Origin of the sequence: Archangium lipolyticum, assembly GCF_024623785.1 — a bacterium.
Lineage (GTDB): Bacteria > Myxococcota > Myxococcia > Myxococcales > Myxococcaceae > Archangium > Archangium lipolyticum.
Window position 1 is genome coordinate 16,300 of record NZ_JANKBZ010000005.1, and the last position, 24,027, is coordinate 40,326.

Annotated in this window: 18 protein-coding genes and 1 pseudogene; 15 read left to right on the forward strand and 4 right to left on the reverse strand. The window is 69.0% G+C overall.

Annotated elements, in window-relative coordinates:
- Positions 1 to 23: 23 nt before the first annotated feature.
- The 4 genes from NR810_RS12970 (at position 24) to NR810_RS12985 (ending at position 3,222) form a co-directional block, all read left to right on the forward strand.
- Positions 24 to 1,622 carry a M20/M25/M40 family metallo-hydrolase gene (locus NR810_RS12970; RefSeq protein ID WP_257452090.1) on the forward strand — a complete coding sequence of 533 codons (1,599 nt, stop codon included), beginning with the start codon at positions 24 to 26 and terminating at the stop codon, positions 1,620 to 1,622.
- A gap of 124 nt (positions 1,623 to 1,746) precedes the next feature.
- On the forward strand, positions 1,747 to 2,154 hold the full coding sequence (locus NR810_RS12975; RefSeq protein ID WP_257452094.1) for a VOC family protein: 408 nt from the start codon (positions 1,747 to 1,749) through the stop codon (positions 2,152 to 2,154).
- A 9-nt stretch (positions 2,155 to 2,163) separates the two neighbouring features.
- Positions 2,164 to 2,847, forward strand: coding sequence for a ribose-5-phosphate isomerase RpiA (gene rpiA / locus NR810_RS12980; RefSeq protein WP_257452098.1), 684 nt, complete (start codon positions 2,164 to 2,166; stop codon positions 2,845 to 2,847).
- A 105-nt stretch (positions 2,848 to 2,952) separates the two neighbouring features.
- Positions 2,953 to 3,222, forward strand: a complete 270-nt coding sequence (locus NR810_RS12985; protein WP_257452101.1) for a GlsB/YeaQ/YmgE family stress response membrane protein — start codon at positions 2,953 to 2,955, stop codon at positions 3,220 to 3,222.
- A 24-nt stretch (positions 3,223 to 3,246) separates the two neighbouring features.
- On the opposite strand, the pseudogene NR810_RS52805 reads toward NR810_RS12985, so the two are convergent.
- Positions 3,247 to 3,324, reverse strand: a pseudogene (locus NR810_RS52805) (pentapeptide repeat-containing protein); the annotation flags it as partial.
- Between the two features lie 143 nt (positions 3,325 to 3,467).
- On the opposite strand from NR810_RS52805, the gene NR810_RS12990 reads away from it, so the two are divergent.
- The gene (locus tag NR810_RS12990; RefSeq protein WP_257452114.1) at positions 3,468 to 8,306 is read left to right on the forward strand and encodes a pilus assembly protein; all 4,839 of its coding nucleotides are present in this window, start codon (positions 3,468 to 3,470) and stop codon (positions 8,304 to 8,306) included.
- 252 nt (positions 8,307 to 8,558) lie between these two features.
- Positions 8,559 to 9,215 carry a ribosome hibernation-promoting factor, HPF/YfiA family gene (hpf, locus tag NR810_RS12995; RefSeq protein ID WP_257452123.1) on the forward strand — a complete coding sequence of 219 codons (657 nt, stop codon included), beginning with the start codon at positions 8,559 to 8,561 and terminating at the stop codon, positions 9,213 to 9,215.
- Between the two features lies 1 nt (position 9,216).
- Here hpf and NR810_RS13000 read toward each other — a convergent pair whose 3' ends face one another.
- Positions 9,217 to 11,070 carry a glycoside hydrolase family 3 protein gene (locus NR810_RS13000; RefSeq protein WP_306818139.1) on the reverse strand — a complete coding sequence of 618 codons (1,854 nt, stop codon included), beginning with the start codon at positions 11,068 to 11,070 and terminating at the stop codon, positions 9,217 to 9,219.
- A 106-nt stretch (positions 11,071 to 11,176) separates the two neighbouring features.
- On the opposite strand from NR810_RS13000, the gene NR810_RS13005 reads away from it, so the two are divergent.
- Both NR810_RS13005 and NR810_RS13010 read left to right on the forward strand, forming a co-directional pair.
- Positions 11,177 to 11,638: a PTS sugar transporter subunit IIA gene (locus NR810_RS13005; RefSeq protein WP_204221931.1), complete on the forward strand. Its 462-nt coding sequence runs from the start codon at positions 11,177 to 11,179 to the stop codon at positions 11,636 to 11,638.
- Between the two features lie 23 nt (positions 11,639 to 11,661).
- Complete coding sequence (locus tag NR810_RS13010; RefSeq protein ID WP_257452131.1) at positions 11,662 to 12,510, forward strand: hypothetical protein; 849 nt, start codon at positions 11,662 to 11,664, stop codon at positions 12,508 to 12,510.
- Here the strand turns inward: NR810_RS13010 and dtd are convergent.
- Positions 12,494 to 12,970 carry a D-aminoacyl-tRNA deacylase gene (dtd, locus tag NR810_RS13015; protein ID WP_257452143.1) on the reverse strand — a complete coding sequence of 159 codons (477 nt, stop codon included), beginning with the start codon at positions 12,968 to 12,970 and terminating at the stop codon, positions 12,494 to 12,496. The genes NR810_RS13010 and dtd overlap by 17 nt on opposite strands.
- 5 nt (positions 12,971 to 12,975) lie before the next feature.
- Positions 12,976 to 13,599, reverse strand: coding sequence for a DUF2378 family protein (locus tag NR810_RS13020; RefSeq protein WP_257452146.1), 624 nt, complete (start codon positions 13,597 to 13,599; stop codon positions 12,976 to 12,978).
- Positions 13,600 to 13,868: 269 nt separating this feature from the next.
- Between NR810_RS13020 and NR810_RS13025 the strand changes: the two genes are divergently transcribed.
- From NR810_RS13025 to NR810_RS13055, 7 genes are all read left to right on the forward strand, one after another.
- On the forward strand, positions 13,869 to 15,707 hold the full coding sequence (locus NR810_RS13025; protein ID WP_257452161.1) for a serine/threonine-protein kinase: 1,839 nt from the start codon (positions 13,869 to 13,871) through the stop codon (positions 15,705 to 15,707).
- 31 nt (positions 15,708 to 15,738) lie between these two features.
- Positions 15,739 to 16,611: a tetratricopeptide repeat protein gene (locus NR810_RS13030; protein WP_257452164.1), complete on the forward strand. Its 873-nt coding sequence runs from the start codon at positions 15,739 to 15,741 to the stop codon at positions 16,609 to 16,611.
- 29 nt (positions 16,612 to 16,640) lie between these two features.
- Complete coding sequence (locus NR810_RS13035) at positions 16,641 to 18,617, forward strand: fibronectin type III domain-containing protein (RefSeq protein WP_257452166.1); 1,977 nt, start codon at positions 16,641 to 16,643, stop codon at positions 18,615 to 18,617.
- Positions 18,618 to 18,629: 12 nt separating this feature from the next.
- Positions 18,630 to 20,981: a DUF7948 domain-containing protein gene (locus NR810_RS13040; protein WP_257452168.1), complete on the forward strand. Its 2,352-nt coding sequence runs from the start codon at positions 18,630 to 18,632 to the stop codon at positions 20,979 to 20,981.
- A gap of 79 nt (positions 20,982 to 21,060) precedes the next feature.
- Positions 21,061 to 21,651, forward strand: a complete 591-nt coding sequence (locus NR810_RS13045) for a TetR/AcrR family transcriptional regulator (protein WP_257452171.1) — start codon at positions 21,061 to 21,063, stop codon at positions 21,649 to 21,651.
- Between the two features lie 335 nt (positions 21,652 to 21,986).
- Entirely contained in the window at positions 21,987 to 23,354 is a 1,368-nt protein-coding gene (locus tag NR810_RS13050) for a hypothetical protein (RefSeq protein WP_257452174.1), read from the forward strand.
- Positions 23,344 to 24,018, forward strand: a complete 675-nt coding sequence (locus NR810_RS13055) for a hypothetical protein (RefSeq protein WP_257452178.1) — start codon at positions 23,344 to 23,346, stop codon at positions 24,016 to 24,018. Before NR810_RS13050 ends, NR810_RS13055 begins: the two co-directional genes overlap by 11 nt.
- Positions 24,019 to 24,027: the final 9 nt, after the last annotated feature.

The window sequence follows — 24,027 nt, forward strand, 5'->3', positions numbered from 1 at the left end:
TGCCCTCGTTCCGCGAGTCGTCCATGTCCCGTCCTGCCTCACTTCTCGCAGTGCTCTCCCTCCTCTCCGTTCCCGCCGCCCACGCCGCCGATGCTCCCGTCTCGGAGGGTGCTCGCTGGTGGAAGCACGTGGAGTTCCTCGCCAGTGACGCGCTGGAGGGGCGGAACACGGGCAGCGAGGGCTACCGCAGGGCCGCGGCCTATGTCGCCGAACAGCTCGCCGCCGCCGGGGTGAAGCCGGGGGCCGGCGAGAGCTACCTCCAGGAGTTGGACCTGGTGTCGCGCCGGTTGGTGGAGGAGCGCTCGCGTCTGGTGCTGGTGCGCGGGGGCAAGGAGCTGCCGCTGACACCAGGCCAGGACGTCGTCATCTCCTCGCGCATGGGTGAGTCGGGCAAGGTCGATGCCCCCATGGTGTTCGTGGGCTACGGCCTCTCCATCCCCGAGGCGGGGCACGATGAGCTCGCCGGGGTGGACCTGCGAGGAAAGATCGCGGTCATCCTCCAGGGAGGCCCCGAGAAGATTCCGGGCGCGCTGCGGGCCCACCATGGCTCCATGAGCGAGCGGGTGACGGCATTGAAGAAGGCGGGGGCGGTGGGGCTCGTCGTCCTGCAGAATCCCAAGCTCATGGAGGTGCCCTGGGAGCGCGTCGCGGGGGCTCGCAAGATGGCCTCGATGATGTTCGCCGACCCGGCCCTCAACGATGACCAGGGATTGAAGGTGAGCGTCACCGTCAACGCGGCGCGCGCGGGGAAGCTGTTCGCGGGGGCCCCGCACTCCTACGAGGCACTGGTCGCGCTGGCCAACGCGGACAAGCCGCTGCCGGGGTTCGAGCTGCCCTCGCGCCTGAAGGCCGAGCTCGTCTTCGAGACCGAGCCGGTGAAGTCCGCCAACGTGGTGGGCGTGCTGCCCGGGAGCGATCCCTCGCTCGCCAGGGAGTACGTGGTCGTCTCCGCGCACCTGGACCACGTGGGCGTGGGCGAGCCGGTGAAGGGGGACCGCATCTACAACGGCGCCATGGACAACGCCTCGGGCGTGGCGGCGGTGATCGAGCTGGCGCGGGCGCTCCAGGCCTCGGAGACGAAGCCGAAGCGCTCGGTGCTCTTCGCCCTGGTGACGGGCGAGGAGAAGGGCCTGCTGGGCTCGAAGTACTTCGCGGCCCGCCCCTCCGTGCCGCGCGAGAGCCTGGTGGCGGACCTCAACCTGGACATGTTCCTGCCCCTCTTTCCCTTCACCCACGTGGTGGCCTTCGGCATGGAGGAGTCCACCCTCGCCGCGCCGCTGCGGCAGGTGGCCGAGGCCCAGGGCGTGAAGGTGCAGGCGGACCCGCAGCCCAATCGCATGGGCTTCATCCGCAGCGACCAGTACTCCTTCATCCGCGAGGGCGTGCCCTCCCTGGCCTTCAAGTTCGGCTTCGAGCCGGGCTCCAAGCAGGAGAAGCTCCAGAAGCAGTGGTACAGCGAGCGCTACCACGGACCCGCGGATGACTTGTCGCAGCCCGTGGACAAGGAGGGCGCGGTGAAGTTCGTCCGGATGCTCACCGCGCTCACCCGCTCCGTGGCGGATGCGCCCGAGCGCCCGCGCTGGAACGAGCAGAGCTTCTTCCGCCGCTTCGCCAGACCATAGTTTTTCAGGCACACCCCACCGTTCAAAATCCCATCGAGCGTGGAGCGACGGGGCCGAATCCTGTCATTCCGGTCCCCCCCGCGTGGCATGAATGCCTCGACGTCGAGCACATGCGGAGGCATTCATGCAGCTACACAGGGGCCGATTGTTCGACCATGTCCACCTGCGCGTCCGGGATGTCGAGGCGAGCAAGCGCTTCTACCGAGGTGTCCTGGAGGTCTTCGGGATTCCGCTGGGCGCCGAGGGCGCCGACTGGTTCTGGGCCGACGAGCTCTACGTGAGCCATGGCGACGCTCCGACGCAGCGCGTGCACCTCGCCTTCCAGGCGCCGGACCGGGAGACGGTGCACCGCTTCCACGCCGCGGCCCTCTCCGCTGGTGGCCGTGACAACGGGGCTCCCGGCGAGCGCCCCTACCATCCCGGCTACTACGCGGCCTTCGCCCTGGATCCCGATGGCAACAACATCGAGGCCGTGTTCCACGGGCCCACGAAGCGCACTGCGGGGTCGGTCATCATCACCGCTGGCGGGTAGAACGACCTGATGGCACAGCTCAAGCGTCTCGCCGCCGAGCGCGCGGCGGAGTTCATCCAACCGGGCATGGTGGTGGGGCTCGGCTCGGGTAGCACCGCGGCCTTCGTGGTGCACCGGCTGGCCGCCTTGCGCGCGGAGGGCAAGCTGACCGACGTGGTGGGGGTGCCCACCTCGGTGGAGACGGAAGCGCTGGCGCGCTCGTTGGGGATTCCCCTCACCACCCTGGAGGAGCATCCGGTGGTGGATCTCACCATCGACGGGGCGGACGAGGTGGATCCCCAGCTCCGCCTCATCAAGGGTGGGGGAGGGGCGCTGCTGCGGGAGAAGATCGTCGCCCAGGCCAGCCGGCGGGAGATCATCGTGGTGGACGCGGGCAAGCTGTCACCCCGGCTGGGAACGCGCTGGCCCGTGCCCGTGGAGGTGCTGCCCTTTGGCTGGTGCTCGCAGGCGCTCTACCTGGAGGGACTGGGCGCGCGCGTCACCCGGCGCGAGGGCCGTGACGGGACGCCCGCTCGGACGGATCAGGGCAACCTCATCCTCGACTGCGCCTTCGGCCCCATCGAGGACCCGGAGGCGCTGGCCGCGAGGCTGGAGGCGCGGGCCGGAATCATGGCGCATGGGCTGTTCATCGGCCTGACCTCGGAGCTGGTGGTGGCCAGCCCGGAGGGCGTGGAGCACCGCCTGCCGGAGTGAGTCCAACCAGGCGGACGATGCGGCGCTCTCCTGCCTGCCTGTTCCCTCGGCCCCGCATACCCGGGTGCTTACTTGTTGGGGGACTCCTTCCTGGGGGTAACACACATGTCATTGGAAACACTCGTCATCTGGCTTTTCGTCGGACTCATCGCGGGGTGGCTCGCCTCGGCGGTGGTGGGGGGCGGCTACGGAATCGTCGGAGACATCGTCGTCGGTATCGTCGGCGCGTTCCTGGGTGGCTGGCTCTTCCGGGCACTTGGAGTCGGCGCTCCCGGAAGTGGCATCGTGTCCACCATCATCGTCGCCTTCGTGGGAGCGTGCGTCTTGCTCCTCATCTTGAGAGCGCTCCACCGCACGAGATACCGCTCTACATGATGTAGCGGGCCGGGCGGGCGTGTGTCACGGCCCGCCCGGTCCGAGGTTGGCGCCGTCGAAGCAGGCATTCGTCAGGTTCGCCCGGTCGAACTGAACCCTCTCGCAGTCCCGGGTGTTGGATTCGCGTCACGGCTTCCGCCCTCACAGCACATTTGCCATCAGGCCGTGCCCCCTGTGTCAGACGTCTGATTTTTGCTCGGGGCGGGAAGCCCGTGGTGCGATCCTGCTTCCGAGGAGCCTGCGATATGGGCATCGATTTCAAGGCCGTGAAACAGTGGCGGCGGTCGTTCGATCGTCGCGTGGGACTCGTGGCGGGACTGGCGCTGGTGGGGGCCGCGGGGCTGCTGGCCCTGCCGGGCCTCTCGGGCACGGTGCCGGTACCGGAGATGGCCGCGTGCTGCACGGGCGCCACCGCGCTGGGTGACACGATGATCAACGCCTCGGGAGGAGGCGACAAGGACTTCTTCGAGGCTCCGTCCAGCCCGCCCGGCGCCATCTTCCTGCTGGGCAACAACGAGTCCATGTTGGACTACGTCGAGTTCCTGCCCGAGGTGGGCGACACCTCGAAGATGGGGTGCTCGGATCCGGCCCTGGTCGACGCGATGAAGTGGTTCGACCGGAACAGCCCGGACCCGAAGCTCAACGGCTCCGTGCCCATCGATCCGGACCCGGAGTTCTCCTCCACGGAGAAGCACTTCTTCGATCCGGACAAGTTCTATCACTCGCGCGGCCGGCGACTGTCGTGGCGCAGGGATGATGATCCGTTCTCGCTCGACATCGACATGCGGAGCACGTTCGGGTTCACCGACACGATGCAGGTCTGTGGCAACGCGGTGGGTTGGAGCGAGCCGTGGGGCTCGCCCGTCTACGCCGAGTGCCAGAAGTGTCTGGCGGACAAGGGCTGGTGGCGCGGGCCCATGGCCACCCTGCCCGCGGATCCCAGCACCGGCCCGCTGCCCGTCGAGGCGCGGCGCAGGTGGATCCTCAGCGGCCGCGTGCTCAACGTGAACCCGCCCAAGTTCGTGGCGGCGCGCAAGGTGCTCAAGGACGTCATCGCCACCGTGAGCGGCATGCGTGTGGGCGTGGCCACGTTCGGCCCCGACCATGGCTGGTTCGATCCGCCGGTGCTGCTGCGGCCCCTGAAGCCGGGCTGCGACAAGGTCTTCCCGCTCATGGACGAGTCGGCGCTCGCCAAGCCCGAGCTGTACAAGGCCATCAACTCCATCGCCTTCCGCAATGACGAGCGCTCCATCGGCGAGGCGCTCTTCGGCCTGGGTGGGTACTTCTCCTCGCAGAAGGTGGATGGCCGATGGGCGAGCTGGTTCTCCAATCCCATCAATCCGGGCTGGGGCTGGCCGGGGTGCTGCAATGGTGGCACCTACGACAACCCCGTGAATGGCCAGGACGGCGCACCCTGGGGCGCTCAATCCCCCGATGAGTGGCTCAAGGACACCCAGCCGTGGGAGCTGGGGGGCCAGGACCGCTCCGTCTGCGTCGCCTGTCAGGCCAGCTCCGTCATCGTGCTGACGGACGGCTCGCCCCGGTACGACAACTCAGTGCCCATCACGAAGATGATGGAGTTGCTGAAGGCGCGGGGCGCGCGGCACCCGGACGGAACGCCGCTCACGTTCGACTCGAGCAATCCCGAGACGAACACGAACCCGGGCGGCGTGAACTACTGTGACAAGTTCGGCGCCACGAAGGAGGACTGCGACTACGCCAACTGGCCCACGGGCCTGGCGAAGACGAACAAGAACTTCATGGACGACGTGGCCTTCTTCCTCGCCAACGCGGACCTGCGCGGTGACCTGGAGGGAGACCAGTCGGTGACCACGTACACCATCGGCTATGGCGACAACAGCCCGATGCTCCAGAGCATCGCGGCGGCCGGCAAGGGCAGGTTCTTCCGCGCGAACAACGCGGACGAGCTGCGCGACGCCATCCTGGCCGCGATCGGTGAGGTGAAGGAGATCTCCACCTCGTTCTCCGCCGCCAACCTCTCGGCGGTGCAGGCCGGCGGGATGCAGTCCTCCACCTACGTGCCACGCTTCATCCCGCGCCGCGACCGGCCGTACGAGGGGCACCTGTACCGCTTCTTCCTCTACAGCGAGTTCACCCAGGGCTGTGAGCCGTCCCGGGCGAAGAGCCCGGCGGGAGATGCACACGACCTCAATGGCGACAAGGACTGTGACGACTCGTTCTTCATGGACAGGCCGGCCGGCTTCACGACCGTGCCGGGCGCGCTGCCGGACATCGCCAGCTTCACCAGCGCCAACATCGTGCAGGAGAACGTGGATGGGGCCTGGGTGAAGGTGAAGACGGCCACCGTCAATAGCGAGGGCCGGCTGGTGGGCGGCACCGCGGCACAGCCCTTCTGGGATCTGTCCGAGACGCTCGGCAAGCGCAGCGCGAGCGCTCCGTGTGACCCCAATGACCCGCTCAACCCCACCGGTGGCCGCTGCATCTTCACGCTCATCGACCGCGACAAGGATGGCCGGTTCACCGCGGCGGACAACCCGCCCGTGCCCTTCGACCTGGCCCACCGCGCCGAGCTGAAGCAATACCTGCTGGCGGCGGGTGATGGTTTCTGCGCCGGGGCCTTCTCGAAGCTGCCAAAGGCCTGGACGGGCACGGCCGCGCAGCAGGAGGAGTGCGTCGACCTGCTCATCGGCTTCGTGCGCGGCGCGGACGTCTTCGACTACGACGGCGACCTGAACACCAGCGAGGACCGGCCGTGCTCGGACGATGTGTCGCGCTCCTGCAAGCTCGCGGACATCTTCCACTCCTCGCCGGTGACGGTGGACCCGCCCGTCGAGCCCCTGCTGTGCTCGCTGGGGCTGAGCGGCCAGTGTCTGTCCACCCTCTACGAGGACTTCACCGCGTCGGTGTCGTCCGAGACGCCGTGCACCACGCCGGCCGCGGGCAAGCCCTGCTACGCGGCCACGCCCATGAACCCGCCTCGTGGCTCCATCCCCAACCGGTACGGGGCCTATGATGTGTTCCGCCAGGCATACGCCGGGCGCGAGCGCATCGTGCTGGTGGGCTCCAATGGCGGCATGCTCCACGCCGTGCACGCGGGCGCGTCCATCTCTTCCCGGCAGAAGAAGAACGCCTTCGACGACGCGCACGACCTGGGCACCGGCCAGGAGCTGTGGGCCTTCATCCCGCCAGACCTGCTGCCCAAGCTGGGCCTGATGATGAACGGCCACGAGTTCTACGTGGATGGCACGGCCATGGTGCGCGACCTCTGGGCGGACGGCTCCGCGGGGAGCGCCGCCAACGATGTGAAGGAGGCGGACGAGTTCCACTCCGTCGCCATCCTCACCGAGCGCTCCGGTGGCCAGCGCTTCGTCGCGCTGGATGTGACGAACCCGCGCGAGATGTTGAAGCCGGATGGCAAGCCCTTCCGCTGGATGTTCCCCAACGCGTGTGATCCGGAGTCGAGCGCCATGGGCCAGTCCTGGGCGAACTTCGCGCCCAAGCCTCCGCCGATGGGTCCGGTGCGGCTCGCGAAGAACAACTCGCGCGGCTGGGAGGAGCGGTGGATCGCCATGCTCAACGGCGGTTACAGCGCCGACCTCGCGAGGGGCCGTGGCGTGTACATGCTGGATGCCTGGACGGGACGGAAGCTGTGGTCGTTCACGGACGAGGTCCAGCATCGGATGATGCCCATCGCGGCCGCGCCGGCCCTGGTGGACATCGGCCGGGCGGAGGATCTGCGGATGGACCTGGATGGTTTCTTCGACACGATGGTCGTCGGAGACCTGGGCGGCCAGGTGTGGACGTTCCGCTTCCACGAGCCGGGCGTGTTGGGGAGCGACGGGCTGGTGCAGAACTGGTTCGGCGCGCGCTCGCTGGAGATGGCGCGTGATGGCAAGGCCCACCAGAAGCAGCCCTTCTTCCACCTGGCCTCCACCGTGCGTCAGCCGGAGACGGGTTGGCTGCGCGCCTTCCTGGGCACCGGCGAGCGTCAGCACCTGCGCTCCAAGGAGGGTACGAACTGCGGTCCGGACGACCTGCTGGCCTGCGTGCGGATGAAGTGTGACGTGGAGGCCGAGCTCACCGCCGACCTCAATGGCCAGCTGCGCAAGTACGCGATCGAGTACGACGATGGGGTGCTGGTGAAGAACACCGGGTCCCTCTCGGGGACGGTGGGCGCCACGTGCTCGTCCTCGCGGATGGAGCTGACCCACCTGCGCATCCAGTGCGACAAGAGCACGGCGCTGGGCAATGGCTCCTATCGCTTCCCCGCCTCGGGGCCGGCGGCCAGCACCGACGCCGAGTGCTCCAAGGCGGGCGGCGAGTGGTCGTGCGCGCTGACCCAGCTGCCCACGGACTCGCACGGTGACCTGGAGCTGGGCGCGGATGTCAGCAAGGTGCCGCACAACCGCTACTTCGGCTTCCACGCGTATGGCGGTTCGCAGCGCCGCTTCCGCGATGCGGCCGAGGCCCTCGCGTTCGACGACATGCGCGTGACGGAAGGCAGCTCGCTGGTGGATGTCACCATCCCCGACAACGCCTATCAGACCTACGTGCACCCGACGCAGGGTCCCGTGCGCTACGTGCCCACGAGCGCGCTGGCGTCGCTCCCGCGGGGGACCGCGGAAGGGGCTGGCTGGTTCATGCGGTACGGGGGACCGCAGGAGAAGACGGCCGCGGGCTCGGCCGTGCTGGGCGGCATCGTGTTCTGGCCCAGCTTCTCGCCGCCCACGAGCACCCTCGTGTCCGCCTGCAGGCTGGTGGGCTCGGGTGACCTCAGCCGCTCGTGGCAGGCGGACGTCATCACCGGACTGCCGGACCAGTCGGCGGGCTTCCAGTTGGTGGACGCGGACGGCAATCCGCTCGGGTTCATGCCCTCCAAGACACGTGACGCGTGGGCTCCGCCTCCAGAGCCCGCGGCGGTCGTCTCGGTCTCCCCCTCGGGCGGCGTGCGCTACGAGGTGGTGATGCCAGGCGTGGGCGCGTCGCCCGTGACGGAGACGCTGCGCGAGCGCCAGAACACCACTCCGGACATCTCCTGGCTGGAGGTGCCTCGCAACCTGCACGTCTGTCGCCACGAGAACGCACAGGCCTGTCTGGAGTGACCCGGCCGCTCCCGCTGTAGAGAAGCTCTACAGCGCGGCTCGCGATTCCATTCCCCGTCGCTCCGCCGCTCGCACTGTCCGTCGCAGCAATCCAGCCGCGCTGGAAAGTCAAGGCGACACTGCCTGTTGAGTGGAGTGCGAACAGCCATCCTTTTGAGTGGGTGGGTTGCTTTCGGCCCTTCAGAGCGTTTCTGATCTGTAACGGAGCTCCGGTCGTCGTCACACCCCAGCCCAAATGGGAGGCAGTCACGCATGCAGCTCAACATCACCTTCCGCCAGTTCGGCTCGTCCGATTCCCTCAAGGAGTACGCGAAGGAGAAGGTCGAGCGGGTGAACAAGTACCTGGACCGAGCCGGTGAGGCCCATGTGGTGCTGTCGCTCGAGCGGCACCTGCATCACGCGGAGATCACCATCCACTCCGGTTCCTGGGTGCTGCGCGGCAGGGACAAGAGCGAGGACATGTACGCGTCCATCGACATGGCGATGGACAAGATCGAAGCCCAACTCCGCAAGTACAAGGAGAAGATCAAGAACCACCACGGACGCGAGCGGGTGCACCACCGGCAGGAGCTGGTGAACCACCTGAAGGTGCGCCACAAGGTCTTCGAGCTGCCCGAGGAGTTCATTCAGGAGGAGTCCTCCGCCGAGGCCCCCGTCGCCCAGGCGCCCGCGGCCCAGCCCGCGCAGAGCGCTCCGGCGGCCCAGTCCGCCACGCGCATCGTGCGCACCTCCGAAATCACCGTGAAGCCCATGCCGGTGGATGAGGCGGTGATGCAGATGAACCTGATGAACCAGGACTTCTACGTCTTCCAGCACGCCACCACGCACGAGGTCTGCGTGGTGTACCGGCGCAAGGAGGATGGGCAGTACGGCCTGATCGCCACGCACGCTCCGCCCACCGCGGGCTGAGTCAGCGCGCGCTGCGCTCCGTGTGGAGGGCCCCGCTTCCGCCCTTCCTCGGAGCGTCCAACCCGTGGCCGAAGGCGAGCCTGTTGAGCCCCACGGGGAGCCGGCCCGGCGTGCCGATCTCCCCGAAGAGGGCGGCGGCGGCGGCCTCGGTGGCCACGGGCTGGTACGAGTAGATGGCCAGCACGGCCCGCGCCTCGTCGGCGAGCTCGGCGAGGTAGGGCAGCCCCATGGACACCACCAGCACCGGGCGGCCGGTGGCGGCGGCCATGGTGACGAGCTCGAGCTGGCGCGAGTTGATGACGCCCACCACCACCACGTCCGCGGAGAGCGCCAGCCGGCGCGCCTGCTGCCGGAGCACGGAGCGACGGGCCCTGGAAGGGTAGGCGGGCACGTTGAGCACCTGGGCGTGGGGCGCCCGGGCCTGGATGGCCTCGCCCAGTGAGTCCTCGGCCGTGATGACGGCCAGGCGCATGTCCGGCGCCAGGGGGAAGTGCCTGCCGTCCGTGCGCAGCAGGGTGACGGCGGCACGGGCGATGCGGTGAGCCACCTCGGCGTGCTCCGGAGAGGGCGGGGTGGCCAGGCGCTCCGCCAGCTGGAGAGGGGGCTCGAAGAGGCCGCGGCGCACCTTGGCGGTGAGGATGTGGCGCACCGCCTCGTCCAGCCGCCCCCGGGGAATGGCTCCGTCATGGGCGGCGGCCAGCAGGGCCTCGTACACCTCCGTCTTCTTCTCCGCCCTCCAGGGGATGAGCACCATGTCCGCGCCGGCGTTCACCGCCATCACCGCCGCCCGGCCCACGCCGTAGCGCTGGGCGATGGCGTCCATTTCCAGCTCGTCGGTGAGTACCAGCCCCTCGAAGCCGAGCCGCTGGCGCAGCAGCCCGCCCAGCACCTGGGGGTGGAGGGTGGCCGGCACGTCGTCCCCGGTGAGGCCGGGCACGGCCACGTGCGCCGTCATCAGCCCGTCCAGCCCCTCGCGCATGACGGCATGGAAGGGCTCCATCTGGGCGAGCACCTCCTCGCGGGACTCGCGCATGACGGGCAGGGCCGTGTGGCTGTCGGCGTCCGTGGCGCCATGGCCGGGGAAGTGCTTGGCCACCGTGACGAGCCCCGCGTCCTGCTGGCCGCGCACGAAGGCCCGCCCCAGCTCGGACACGAGCGGCACCGAGTCCCCATAGGAGCGGATGCCGATGACGGGGTTGCGCGGGTTGAGGTTGACGTCCAGCACCGGCGCCAGGTTCATGTTGAAGCCCAGGCGCGCCAGGTCCTCCCCCTGGGCGTGGCCCGCGGCGTACGCCAGCTCGGGCGAGCGCGTGGCCCCCAGCGCCATGTTGCCCGGCAGCACCACCACGCCGTCGTTCACCCGCACCACGTTGCCCCCTTCCTGATCCAACGCCAGGAAGGGGGGGATGGTATCCGCCAGCAGCCGGCGCAGGCCGTCGTTGAGGCGGGCGACCTGCTCGCCGGTGACGATGTTGCGCTTGAAGAGACACACCCCGCCCACCCGGCGGCCCCGCACCAGCGCCTCCACGGACGCGTCCACCTCGGTGCCGGCGAAGCCCACCATCATCAACTGGCCCACCTTGTCCTCGAGGGAGAGGCGGGCGAGGAGGTCCTCCACCCGGGCCCGGAGGACGGCGTCCCCGGAAACCGGGGGCGCGGTAGGGGCGGGGTCGGCCTGGACCTGGGCGGGGGCGGGCGTCTCCAGGGGGGCGCGGGGTGCCTGGGGTCCGCCGGGGGCGGTGGCACACGCCCCGGAGCAAAGGACGAGCAGGACGGTGAGTGCGCGAAGGGACCAGGGGGGCACGTTGGGGTGGAGCCTAGACGAGCCCTCCAGCCCCCTCCATCTTCTGGCCATGAGGGGCAAGACGCCTGGAGACGGACAGGGAGGGCAGGCGACCCTTGCGCGAAAGAAGGGCCAGGAGTAATTGCCCGCCAGGGAGCGCCACCGCAGGGAGCGCAGCTTGCGAATCTCCGAGTTCCTCAGCCCAGAAGCCGTCATCGCGGACCTCCACGCTCGAGACAAGCAGGAGGTGTTGCGCGAGCTGAGTGCCGCGCTGGCCCGGGCCCATCCCCATTTGAAGGAGGAGCGCCTGGTGGAGGTGCTGCGCGAGCGCGAGAAGCTGGGCTCCACCGGCATCGGCGAGGGCGTGGCCATCCCCCACGGGAAGCTGCCCGGGCTCTCTCAGCTGGTGGCCGCCTTCGGCGTGTCGCGCCAGGGCGTGGACTTCGAGGCCATCGACGGCAAGCCCACGCACCTCTTCTTCTCCCTGGTGGCTCCGGAGAACAGCGCGGGCGTGCACCTCAAGGCCCTGGCACGCATCTCGCGACTGTTCAAGAATCCGCGTTTCCGCGCCGCCATCCTCGAGGCCCCCACCGCGGCGGACATCCACGCACTCATCGTGCAGGAAGACGCCCGGCCCTGACAGGTCGTGATAGGGTGGGTCGGATGGAACTGGTCCTTCGGCCGGTCAACGACCGTTTCTTCCATGAACAGGTAATGCCCTTCCTGTCGCTCGCCATGAGCGACTCGGCGAGGGCGCTGCAGGCGCTCCACGAGCAGCTGGTGGACGAGCGTGCCCTCCAGCTGTGCGCGCGGTTGATCACCTCGCACATCGGTGGGGGTCTGGGCGGCGTGGAGCAGGCGCCCTGGGTGGAGCTGGTGGATCGGCTCACCTTCCTGCAGTGGGGTCCGTGCTCGTCCGGTGGGTGGGAGGTGGTGGGGCCACGGGCGGGCTACGCGGGCAACTGGGACGAGGCGCTGCACCTGGCGCTGATGGTGGAGGACCCCACCTACCCGTACTGGGACGCGCGGGCCTCGTATGGGCGGCGCGAGAGCTTCCGCCTGCATCCCGTGCCGGGGCTGGGACTGGCCTCGTTGGTCGGCGGGCACTGGGAGCCGTTCCCCGACTTCCCGCCGGACCGGGTCTTCTCCACCCAGGGGCGGGGTGAGTATGTGACGCGCGATCAGTACGCCTTCGCGGACTGGGCGTGGCGGCCGGCGCGGGTGGTGGAGCAGTGGTACGCCGACCTGGGGCGCAAGCTGGAGCGGCTGCTGGCGCGCGAGCGGGAGCGGCTCGCGCCGGTGGAGCCGCCGGAGTCGGACGAGGTGCTGGCGTACTGGCTGGGCCAGGTGCCCCAGCCGCCGCCGCTCACGGTGGCCTTCACCGGGTTGGGCCAGCGCTCGTCCTCGTGGATTCAAGAGCTTGGCGTGCTGACGTCGCACCTGCGCGAGGCGGCCCGGGAGCAGGCCGGCCTGGTGACGCTGGTGACCCGGTCCGTCAACGTCCAGCCGTAGGCGGTGCGGCCGAGGCGGCCCCCGGGCTCTCCAGCAGGAGGGTGACGGGGCCGTCGTTGACGAGCGCCACCTTCATGTCGGCGGCGAAGATGCCGGTGCCCACGGTGAGGCCGCGGGCGCGCAGGGTGTCGCAGACGCGCTCGTAGAGGGCCTTGGCGCCGGCCGGCTCCATGGCGTCGGTGAAGCTGGGGCGCCGGCCCCGGCGCGCGTCTCCATAGAGGGTGAACTGGCTCACCACGATGAGCTGCCGGGAGGTGTCCTCCAGCGAGAGGTTCATCTTGCCCGCGGCATCCTCGAAGATGCGCAGGGTGGCGAGCTTCTCCGCCATCCACGTCACGTCTGCCTCGGTGTCGCCCTTGCCCACGCCGAGCAGCACCAGCAGGCCCGGCCCTATCTGGCTGACGCGCTCGCCGTTGACGGTGACGGAGGCCTCGAGGACCCGCTGGACCACTGCCTTCATCGTGCTCACTCCCAGGAGAATTCGAAGGTGCTGTCGAGCGGCGCCATCCTCTGGCCGCGCACCCTCACGGCCTTGGCGCCGAGGTATTCCATGCTCTCCTGTAGCACGCCCTCGTGGTACGCGACGGGCATGTAGCAGTGGCGCATGATGACGCGGCCCCGGGTGGGCCCCACCCACTCCACCCGGCGCTCTCCGTAGCTGGCCGTCATCCGGTAGAGCGTCTGCATGCTGACCAGCATCTGCTTGATGTCCCCGCCGGCCAGCAGGCGCACGGCGTTGCCCATCGCGGATGACATGAAGTCCCTCGTGGCCTTGCGTCCCATGGCCCGGAGCGCCTCCTCGGGGCCGCCGTACTGGACGCTCAGCTCCTCCGCCGCCGTCACGGTCAGCCGCAGCAGCAGGGGGATGGGGTAGTTGAAGAAGGGCACCAACTGCTGCCCCTCGAGCACCTCCAGACAGCGTGCCAGCGCGGTCTCGTTCCCCAGGGTCCGCACCGACTCCAGCATGCTGGTGAAGAACAGCCCGCGCGCGGTGTCCCGGGGGGTGGCCAGTTCCGCCCGCTGCTTCAGCTCCCACGCCCAGTCGGATGGCGCGCCACCCTGCCTGCTGGCTTCGCTGCTCGTGCTCATGGATGCAGCCAGGGTCGCCGGCATGGCTGTCGAGGGGGGGAGTGCCGGTCGGGAGGGCCAACGTACCCGTGCGCACCCCTCCCATGCAAATTCGCACCCATCCGCTTGCCCCCCCATGCCGGAGGGGTGGGTGACCTGTTGCCGACTGTCACATAAAATGAGAAACCGGGATGACTGTTCAGCGACGTTGTCGCATTTGCGGGGGGACTGTACCGGAGGGAGCCAAGGCATGCCCTCGGGACGGATCGCCCGTCGACCTGGAGCGCCTGGTGGAAGAGAAGACGGTGGTTCACGACCCATCTCCAGTGGAATCCGCGGCACGGGTGGTGCCCGCCTCGGGCCCGGAGGAAGACGAGGCGTGGGCGCCCACGGCCCTCAAGGACGGGCTGGTGGGGCAGCGCATCGGTGAGTACGTGGTGCGCCGGCGCATCGGCAGTGGCGGCATGGGCGTCGTCTACGAGGGCGAGCACCCGGTCATCGGCCGCAAGGTCGCGATCAAGATCATCCGCCCGGACTCCTCGGAGGGCGTGCGCTCGCGCGAGCTGGTGGGCGAGGCCCGCGCGGCGAGCGCCATCCGTCACCGGGGCATCATCGACATCTTCGGCTTCGGAACCCTGCCGGGCATCGGCCAGTACCTGGTGATGGAGTACCTCAACGGCCGGCCACTCGACGAGGTCATCCTGGACCGGGCGCCGATGCCGCCCGCCGAGGTCATCCGGCTCATGATCGAGGTGCTGGGCGCGCTGTCGGCCGCGCACGCCGAGGGCGTCATCCACCGCGACCTCAAGCCGGGCAACATCTTCGTCGTGCTGGAGTCGAACGGCTCCGAGTACGTGAAGGTGCTCGACTTCGGGCTCGCCAAGCAGGGGGCGGCGCCCAACAGCGCCACGCCGCAGACGCGCGCGAGCATGATCGTCGGTACCCCCGAGTACATGGCCCCGGAGCAGGCCTGTGGCCAGCCGGTGAGCCCGCGCACCGACCTGTACGCGGTGGGCATCATCATGTTCGAGATGCTCACCGGGCGGCTGCCCTTCCGGGGGGACTCGCCCATGCAGGTGGCCATCATGCAGGTGCAGGCGCAGCCGCCCGCGCCGTCGTCCTTCGTGGACGGGCTGCCGGCGGAGCTCGATGCCCTCATCCTCCGGATGCTGGCGAAGGATGCCGACCAGCGGCCCCTCTCGGCCGATGCGGTAGCGCGCGAGCTGAAGGGCATCGCCAGGATGCTGGCCGTGGACATGACCCAGCTGTCCGGGTTCGCCCGGACCGTGCCGGAGTCCGCGCCCACTCCTCAGCCCAACCCCACCGCGCGTCCGCAGGTCCGGCCACCGGTGGTCGGGGCGGCTCCCCAGCGGGCCGGGGCAGGAGCACGTCCGGCGGCCACGGTGGCCGCTCCGGAGACGGCCGCGCGTCCGGTGCTCTCGGCTCCCTCGTCCGAGGTGGTGGCCCGGATCAGTGCCCGGCCACAAGCCGCGCGCCCGCAGGCATCCCGCCCACAGGCCGCGCGCCCGGCTCCTCGTCCTCCTCCCACCACCGAGACGATCGTGAGGGAGACGCGTCCCGAGGTGCAGGCTCCCGATACCCATGCGCTCGCGCTCCCGCGGCGCTCGTTGGGCACGAAGGTGGTGGCGGGCCTGGGCGTGGCGGCGGTTCTCATCGGCGCGGGTGTGGGAGTGGTGTACCACCGTGAGGGTGGCGCGACCGTTCCATCCGCGACTCCCGCGCCGGTCATCGACCCACCCCGGGCCATGGCCAGGCCGCCTGAAGCCAGGATGCAGCCCGCTCCCCCGGCTCAGGTCGAGGCGCCGACGCCGCAAAGGACAGGTCCGGAAGAATCAGAAGAGAAGAATGTGACTTCCGACGGGGCGCGACGTTCCGCCGTCGTGGCGAAGACCGGGGGCCTGCAGATCGTGTCGGAATGCTGGGCCAAGGTGTTCGTGAACGGCGAGTTCAAGGGGGAAGTGCCCAGGTCGACCCCCATCATCCTGTCCGTCGGCGATCACAAGCTCGAGCTACGTGAGAGCCCCGCGATCGAGAATCCCCGGGCGGAGATCTCCATCAATCCGGGGAAGAACAAGTACGTGGCCCGCTGTCGTCCATCCGAAGGCTGAGCCGCTCTTCATCGCAGGAACCGCCTTGTCCATGTCCTTCCGTTCCTTCGTCCTTCTGCTCCTGCTCGTTCCCATGGCCGCATGGGCGGACATCCGGGGGCTCGATCTCTACGCACGGGGTGAGTTCGAAAAGGCGCTCCCCGTGTTCCGGGAGGAGATGGCGAACTCCCGCCGCACCGAGAAGGAGCGGGCGCGGGCGCGCATCTATCTCGCCGCTTCGATGTTCGCGCTCGGGATGCAGGTCGATGCCACCTCGCAGCTCGAGGAGCTCGTGCGACTTCACCCCGAGCAGCGGGTGGATCCGAACCGCTTCCCGCCGGCTTTCGTGAAGCTGGCGGCCAAGGCGCGGAAGACGGTGGAGGCCGAGCAACTGGCCCAGGCCCAGGCGAAGGAGGCCGAGGAGAAGCGGCTCGCCGAGGAGGCCGAGCGGCGCGGGCGTGTGGCCGAGGTGCCGCGCTCCCAGCAGGAGCCGGCGGGGGAGGTGCAAGCGCCCGTGGAGCCGATGGCCACCTCGTCATTCCGGTTGCGTCCGGAGGTCACCGGCTACGTCGACATGTTGGGCCAGGGCTCCCGGGGCTTCGCCGTGGGAGCCACCGCGGGCTACGGGGCACTGGAGGCCAGTGTGCGGCTGCTGCCCGGTCCCGAGAGTCACTGGGGCGTGGGCGTGGAGGTGGGTGTCCTCTTCGGAAAGGGCATGCTCCAGCCGCGCCTGGCCCTGAGGGGGACGGGCGTCATGGGTGTTGGCGTCGGTGGCGGAGGCGCGGTGGGCGTGCGGCTGACGCCCGTGCCCCTGTTCACCTTGATGGCCGACGTGGGAGTGGAGGGCTTCAAGGTGAGCGACGCGTCGCTCTACCGGGGGGTCGTGCTGGTGGCCTCGGCCGGCGTGGGCTTCAACCTGTTCTGATCCGCTCGCCCGTGAAGGGGAGAACCGTCGTGTCCGCTCTCATGTCTCGTGGCGCCCTCGTGGCCGCCGCTCTCGTTGCGCTCGCGCTCGCCGCGCTGCCGGCCCCGGCTCTCGGGCAGTGCCCGTCCTGGAAGCCCGTCGTCACCTGGAACACCTACCTGGGTGGCGGAACCCTGCCTGGCGGCGGCACCAGCACGACCCGCACCACCGACAAGCTGCAAGGCCTCGCGGTGAACGACAAGGGCGAGGTCTTCGTGACGGGCCAGACGAACTCCGTCGGCTTTCCCTCCGGCACGGAGCTGCCCGCGACCAGCTCGGCCCAGGACGCCTTCGTCGCCAGGTTCAGCGCGGACGGCACGCGCCTGGAGTGGGTGCGGGTGTTCGGCGGCGTCAAGGACGAGGCGGGAATGAGGGTGGCGCTCGGCAACTCCGGCGAGGTGTATGTCGTGGGGACGACCCGATCGTCCGAGCTCCTGACCGCCTCGGGTGCCGCGAAGACCGTGCTGACGCATCAGGGCGATGCGGATGGCAAGGACGCCTTCCTCGCGCAGCTGTCCGCGACCGGCGAGCTGAACTGGTTCATGTTCCTGGGGGGCAGCGGGGAGGACGAGGGCCTGGGGCTCGCCGTGAGCCCGGACAACAAGGTGTACGTCATCGGGCGCACCACGTCGGACCTGACGGGCCTGGGGACGCGATATGGCGTGCGCGGAGACGGCTTCGATGCGTTCGTCATCCAGGTGGACGTCTCCAATTCCACTTCGCCGAGGCCCGTGTGGACCCGGCTCCTGGGCTCGCAGGACGATTTCTTCGGCTTCGAGGCGGATGACGCGGCCTATTCCGTGGTGGCCACGGCGGACGCGATCCTCGTGGGAGGAATCGCCGGGTCCATCATGCTGGGCGTGTCCGATACGGTGGTCCGTGAGAAGTTCCACAGGGGGGACGACGACGGCTTCGTCGCGAAGCTGAACCCCACCGACTCCTCCGTCGTGTGGCTCACCAACGTGGGATACGGCAACGGATCGACCGAGGTTCACGACGTCCTGGTGCGATCCGATGGAGGGCTCGTCACGGTGGGCGCCACGACATCCACCGGGTTCATCACGCCGACTTCGGAGGACGACAGTGACCTCTTCGTGTTGCGTCTGGACTCGGAGGGCAGGGACGCTGGCGTGAAGCGGCGGTTCATCGGACGCGGCGACGATGGGGTGGGCCACGCCACGCTCGACATGCGAGACAACCTCTTCATTGTCGGGCTGGTGGGCTCGGCGGGGCTCGCCCTCAACGGCTTCGACAACGCCTTCGAGCCCTCCACCGATGGCTTCGTGATGATGCTGGATGGAGCGTTGAACACCCGTTGGGCCTCCTATGTGGGAGGGAGCGCCTCCAGTCCCGAATGGGTCACGGCACTGGCCATCGATTCGCGGGGGCAGCTCACCCTGGGAGGGTTCTCCTCCGCGTCCACGAGCTTCTTCTCCACGAACGCCGGTTACGAGCGTTCACCCCGTGGAGGGGATGACGCGTTCGTCCTGCGCGTGGTGATGGACACCACCGAGCCGGTGACGGGCTCCGTGGAGGCCGGAGTCACTCCGCGAGGCCGCATCACCGCGACGTGGAATGGCTTCTCGGATCCGGAGACCTCCATCGCCCGTTACGAGTGGGCCATCCGCACCGCGGGCGGCGTGGTGCGCGACTTCCAGCCCGTGGACGGCACGACCGCGACCGCCAGTGAGCTCCTGCCCCAGGTGGGGACGCCCTACTTCGTCACGGTGCGCGCGACCAATGGCGCGGGTTGCAGCGCGGAGAAGAGCTCGCCGGAGGTCGTCCTGACGTCGCCACCCGACTCCGAGCCGGACGAGGGGCCGGATGGGACTCCCTCCGGCTCGCCGCTCCAGTCTCCGCTGGGGTGGGGTTGTGGCAGTACGGGGACGGGTGGCGGGGCCGAGGGGGCGTTGGCGCTGATGGCCCTGACGCTGCTGGTGGTGCGCCGCGCACGTCTTCTGGCTTGAAGGGAGTGTCTCATGTTCCGTCGCGTGCTTGGGGTGCTGGCGGCCGCTGGTGCCTGTCTCGTGTCATGGGGAGCGGTGAGCAAGACCCGGCCTTCCACCGAGTCCCAGGCTCCCTCCAGACCGGCCTCCCTCCCGGTGCCCGTCTTCCGGCCGGGCATCGCTCCCGCGCCAGCGGGCTCCGCGGGGCACTTCGTGCTTCAGCGCCGCGAGGCCCGTGCCCTCTTCACCGACAAGGGCCTGTCGCTGAGCCTGCCCTCGCGCACCCTGCGGGCACGCGAGCTGGGCTGGAGTGTGGCCGGTGGCCGCGCGGTGAAGCCCCGGGCGGAGAAGCCGCGAGAGGCGAAGCTCCACCGGCTGGTGGGGCCGAGCGAGGCCTGGGAGCGGGAGGTGCCCACCTATGGAGGGCTGCGCTACCCGGGCGTGTTGCCTGGGGTGGACCTGTGGCTCGAGGAGCGCGCCGAGGGCGTGGAGTATGGCTTCCGGGCCGAGCGCGGCGCGGACCTGCGCCGGGTGAAGCTGGAGTACGACGGCGCGCGGGAGGTGCGCGTCGTGGAGGCGGGGCGCGCGCTGGAGGTGGACCTGGGCGAGGGCGTGCTGAGAGAGGAGGGCCTGCGGTGTCTACAGGAAGCGGCGGATGGCCGTCCTCGCGAGGTGGGTTGCCGCTTCGCGGACGCACGCCCGGTGGGACAGGATCGATGGGAGTACGCCATCCAGGTGGACGTGGAGGATCCGGAGCGCCCGGTGGTGGTGGACCCGCTCGTCCTCTGGGACACCTATCTCTGGGGCACGGGTCTCACCAATTCGCTCTCGGATATCGAGCAGAACGCGGCGGGAGACATCTTCATCGTCGGCACGTACGGCGGCTCCCTGGGGGCTCCACCGGATGCGGGGGTCATCGGTGCGCCCGGCGGCGGGACCGATGTGCTCGTCGCCAGGTTTAGCAACGACGGAGGGCTCGTCTGGGCGACGCAGCTCGGTGGCAGTGGAATCGACGAGGGCAGGGCGCTCGCGGTCAATGAGTCCGGCGAGGTGTTCGTCGCGGGCAGCACGACCACCGAGCTGGTCCAGTGGAACCTGCCCGATGGAGGGATCGGCACCAGTGGATCGCTGGGAGGAACGGGCCTCGATGCCAAGGATGGCTTCCTGGCCAGGCTCGCTCCCTCCGGGCAGCGGCTCGACGGGTTCGTCCGCTTCGGCGGGAGCGCCAGGGATGAGGTCCACAACCTGCGCCGGGTCTCGGAGACCCGGGCGTTCGTCGTCGGGCAGACCTGGTCGCGCGACATCCCGAACATCAAGTCTCCCTCGGATGCCGGCTATCAGGGGGCCGAGGGGTTCGTGTCCCGGATCGATCTCGGTGCGCCCCAGGTGGATTGGACCGTGCTCATCCAGGGCGCGGGGGATGACGCGGCGTACGACGCCATCCATCAGGACACCGTGCTCTACGTCGTGGGGAGCGGGGAGTCTGCCTCAGCGGGCGGTGCCACGGCTGGCACGACGGACGCCTTCGTCGTGCCCATCTTCTCCATCGGTGCCGACAGTCCCAGCCGCAAGGAGATCATCCGTCTGGGCGGCGGTGATGGGAACGACGAGGCGCGTGCGGTGAGCCTCACTCCCTTGGAGGATGTGGTGATGTGGGGAACCACGGCGGCCACCCGGTTCCCGAATGCCGGCCAGGTCAAGGGTTCCTCCGACCTCTTCGCGGCGGTCTTCGGGAGTGCCCTGTCCGCTTCCAGCGGTATGTCCTTGAAGAAGACCCTCCTCATCGGAGGGAGTGGGAGTGATCAATTCTCCGCCCTGGCGACGGATGTGTCCGGACAGACCTACGTGGGAGGCCAGACGCGATCGCCTGACTTTCCTGTGACAGGGGGATTCGATACCTCCATGGAGCAGGGCGGGGTGGAAGGCTTCGTGGCGAGGGTGGAGCTGGATTCGCAGCCTCCAATAGCCTGGGGCTCATTCGTCGGTGGGAACGGAGTGGACAACGTCCTCGCGCTGCGGAGTGACAATCGGAACGAGTCACGTCTGTTCATCGGCGGCACCACCACCTCGAAGGATTTGAGCTATTCCAGTGGTGGCTACGCCCCGAGCACGAGTGGCGAGAACATGTTCCTGCTGTCGGTGGACCTGAATGCCTCTCCAGACGGTGGGACGGATGGCGGAACCGGCGGCGGAGAGGATGGGGGGACGGACGCGGGAACGGGCGGCGGAGAGGATGGGGGTGGACCCGATGCGGGGACAGGAACGCAGCGCTCTCCGCTCGGCTGGTCCTGTGGTTCCACCGAGGGGAGGCCGGGAGCCCTCGCGCTCGGTACTCTCGTGGGGTTCGCGCTGCTGGCCTCGCGCCGGAGGAAGTCGCGCGTTTGATGAGGGTGGAATGGAAGGGGGGTCCTGCTGTTCACTCCCTTGTCCCATGTCCAAGCCACCGAACAAACAGGCGCGCCCCGTGGATCCGCGTGTCCAACGCAGCCGCGCCATGCTCCGCGATGCGCTCCTCGGGTTGATTCGTGAGCGGGGCTTCGACGCCATCAGCGTGCAGGACATCACCGAGCGCGCCCAGCTCAACCGCAGCACCTTCTACCTGCACTACCGCGACAAGGACGAGCTGCTCACCCAGGTCATGCGGGACATGATCCTCGAGCTCTCGCGGAGGAGTCATGCGCTGGGGGACTCACCGGATCGCCTCCATCGAACCCTGCTGGAGTGGTTCCAGCACGCGGCCGAGTACCCCGAGCTGTATCACCTCATGCTCGGCCGGAGCGGCATGCGCCCCTTCGCGGTCCAGCTGCGCAACATCCTCGAGCAGCTCATGAATCTCGACCTGGAGAGAGCTGACATCCCTCTCCGGATGTCGGGGGTGCCCGTCTCCGTCCTGAACCGCTTCTTGACCTCGGCCTACATGGGGGTGCTCGAGTGGTGGTTGGATCGCCGCTCGCTCCATTCTCCGGAGGACATGGCACGGTGGCTGGGGACCCTCACCTCCATGCTGGGGAACCCCCCACCGGTCACTCCGTCCCACGCGCCCCGGCGCGGGTAGTCCTCCCTCCACTCAACAGGCCACGGCTCCCGGTCTGGACCGGCGGACTTCTTCGACAATCGCGAGCGCGTGTCGATTAAGCGGCGCCCCGCCGGGGAACGTTGGTTGTTCCGGTCTTTCCTCGATGACAAACCATCCGGGTCGCCGACGAGGCGGCCTGGGCCGGGGAAATGGATCCGATGAAGAGTGAAGGAACGGATACACCAAGAAACGGAACGACACGGACCGAAGCACGGAAAGACAACCTGATACGGCTCCTCCACCCGGTGGCTCCGGGGGTCCTCGTGCTCCGGGGACTCATTCTGGGGGCCGCCGTATTCCTGTCGGGGGTGGCGTTGGCCAAACCTCCCGCGGGTGGGGTGTTCTGCTCCACCTATCCCTCGGCGCCCGCGTGCACGGGGCAACAGCCGTCTTGCACGTACTGTCACGTCGCGCCGCCACAGCGCAACGCCTTCGGTTCCAGGCTGGAACGCCACCTGGCTCCCGGCGCGACGCGCCCCCTGTCCGATGGGGAATTCGCGTCCGCGCTTCCCTGGGCGCTGAAGGCCGTCGAGGGGGAGGACGCCGATGGTGACGGCGTGTCCAACCTCGTGGAGATCCAGCGCGGGACCTTCCCGGCGGATGCCAACAGCGTGCCCGTGGACACCGGCCGCTGCCAGGCGGGAGAGAATCCCCAGTACGACGTGTGCCGGTACGACGCGCGCTTCGCGTACAAGCGCCTGCTGCTCGACTTCTGTGGCGTGCCGCCCACCTATGCGCAGATGAAGGAGTTCATCGCGCTGAGCGCCGACGCGCAGCGCGCCCGGATGGATGCCGAGCTGGACCGGTGCACCCAGAGCGAGTTCTGGCGCGGCAAGAACGGGCAGCTGTGGAAGCTCGCGCACCCGAAGATCCGCCCGGTGGGCTCGCTCAAGGAGGGTGAGGACCCCGGGACCATTGCCCTCGCCGACTACTACGACGACTACGCGCTCTACGCCTACGCGCAAATCGACGACCACGACGCGCGTGAGGTGATCACGGCGAAGCACTATGTGCGCCGGGAGACCAACCCCACCCGCTACACGGCGGTGCCGTCATTGCCGACGCAGTCCATGGATGAGTTGCACCGCGCGGGCAACATCACCTCCCGATGGAGCCTCCTCTACTTCGTGATGTTCAGCGCGATGCCGCGCAACGCCGCGTCGCAGGCCTACCGGGCGTACCTGGGACTCGACATCGCCAAGCAGGAGGGCCTCTTCAGCATTCCCGGCGAGCCCCGCGACTACGACGCCAAGGGAGTGACCGCGCCCGCCTGCGCGGCCTGTCACGCCACGCTCGATCCGCTGAGCTACCCCTTCCGCAACTACGAGGGCCTCTCCTTCCCCATCAACCCCGATGCGCCCTGGGGCACCTACGTGCCCAACCGCATCGAGAAGCGCTTCCCCAACGCCTCGCCGATCATCACCCAGATGCCGGAGACCGGTTACCTCTTCGGCCAGCCGGTGAACAGCCTCGTCGAGTGGGCGGAGGTCGGGGCCAACAGCGATGCCTTCGCCATCGCCGCCGTCACCGACTACTGGAAGCTGCTCGTGGGCCATCCCCCCACCGCGGAGGAGAACGCCGAGTTCGTCGCCACCTGGAAGCGCTTCAAGGGCACGCACCAGTACCGCGTGCAGCGCATGCTTCACGACCTGATCCGCACGGAGGCCTACGGTGCGCCCTGATTTCCTTCGCGTGTTGCTGCTGTCCTCCGCCTGTGTCCTCGCCGCGTGCTCGTCTTCCTCGCCCTCGGGGCCGGATGCCGGCACACCCCCACCCGAGGATGCCGGGACGGGCTCTTCCGGTGAGGTGGCGCCCTCTTCGCGCGACAACCTGCGCTTCAAGAATCCGGAGCAGCTGACGGCCCATTTCGCCTCGGCGCTGTCCCTGCCGCCGGAGCAGGTGTGCAACGAGCTGGGTCAGTACCCCTGCACCACGTACGTGCACAACGTGGCCCTGGGGGGGGTCGAGCCCTATGGGGTCGGTCTCTACGAGCCCCTGACGTCCACGGGCGTGACGACCCCTGTCGCCATCGACCGCCTGGCGCTGACGGCTTGCGCCCGGCGCGTCTCGCTCGACGCCACCAGCCCTGGGGAGGCGGTCCTCTTCAAGGGCCTCGAGCTCGACGCGCAGGGGCGTCTGGTGAACCGGGAGGGTGCGCCGGTCCGCGACGCCATCACCGCGCTCTACCAGCGCACCCTGTTGCGAGAGCCCACGGAAACAGAGGTGGGCACGTTGTCGCAACTGGCCACGCAGCTCGAGTCCAAGGGCAGTCAGACGCCGGGCCGCGACTGGATGATCGCGGCCTGTTTCGCCGTCCTCTCTTCCGCCGAATCCGTCTTCTTCTAAGGGAACGTC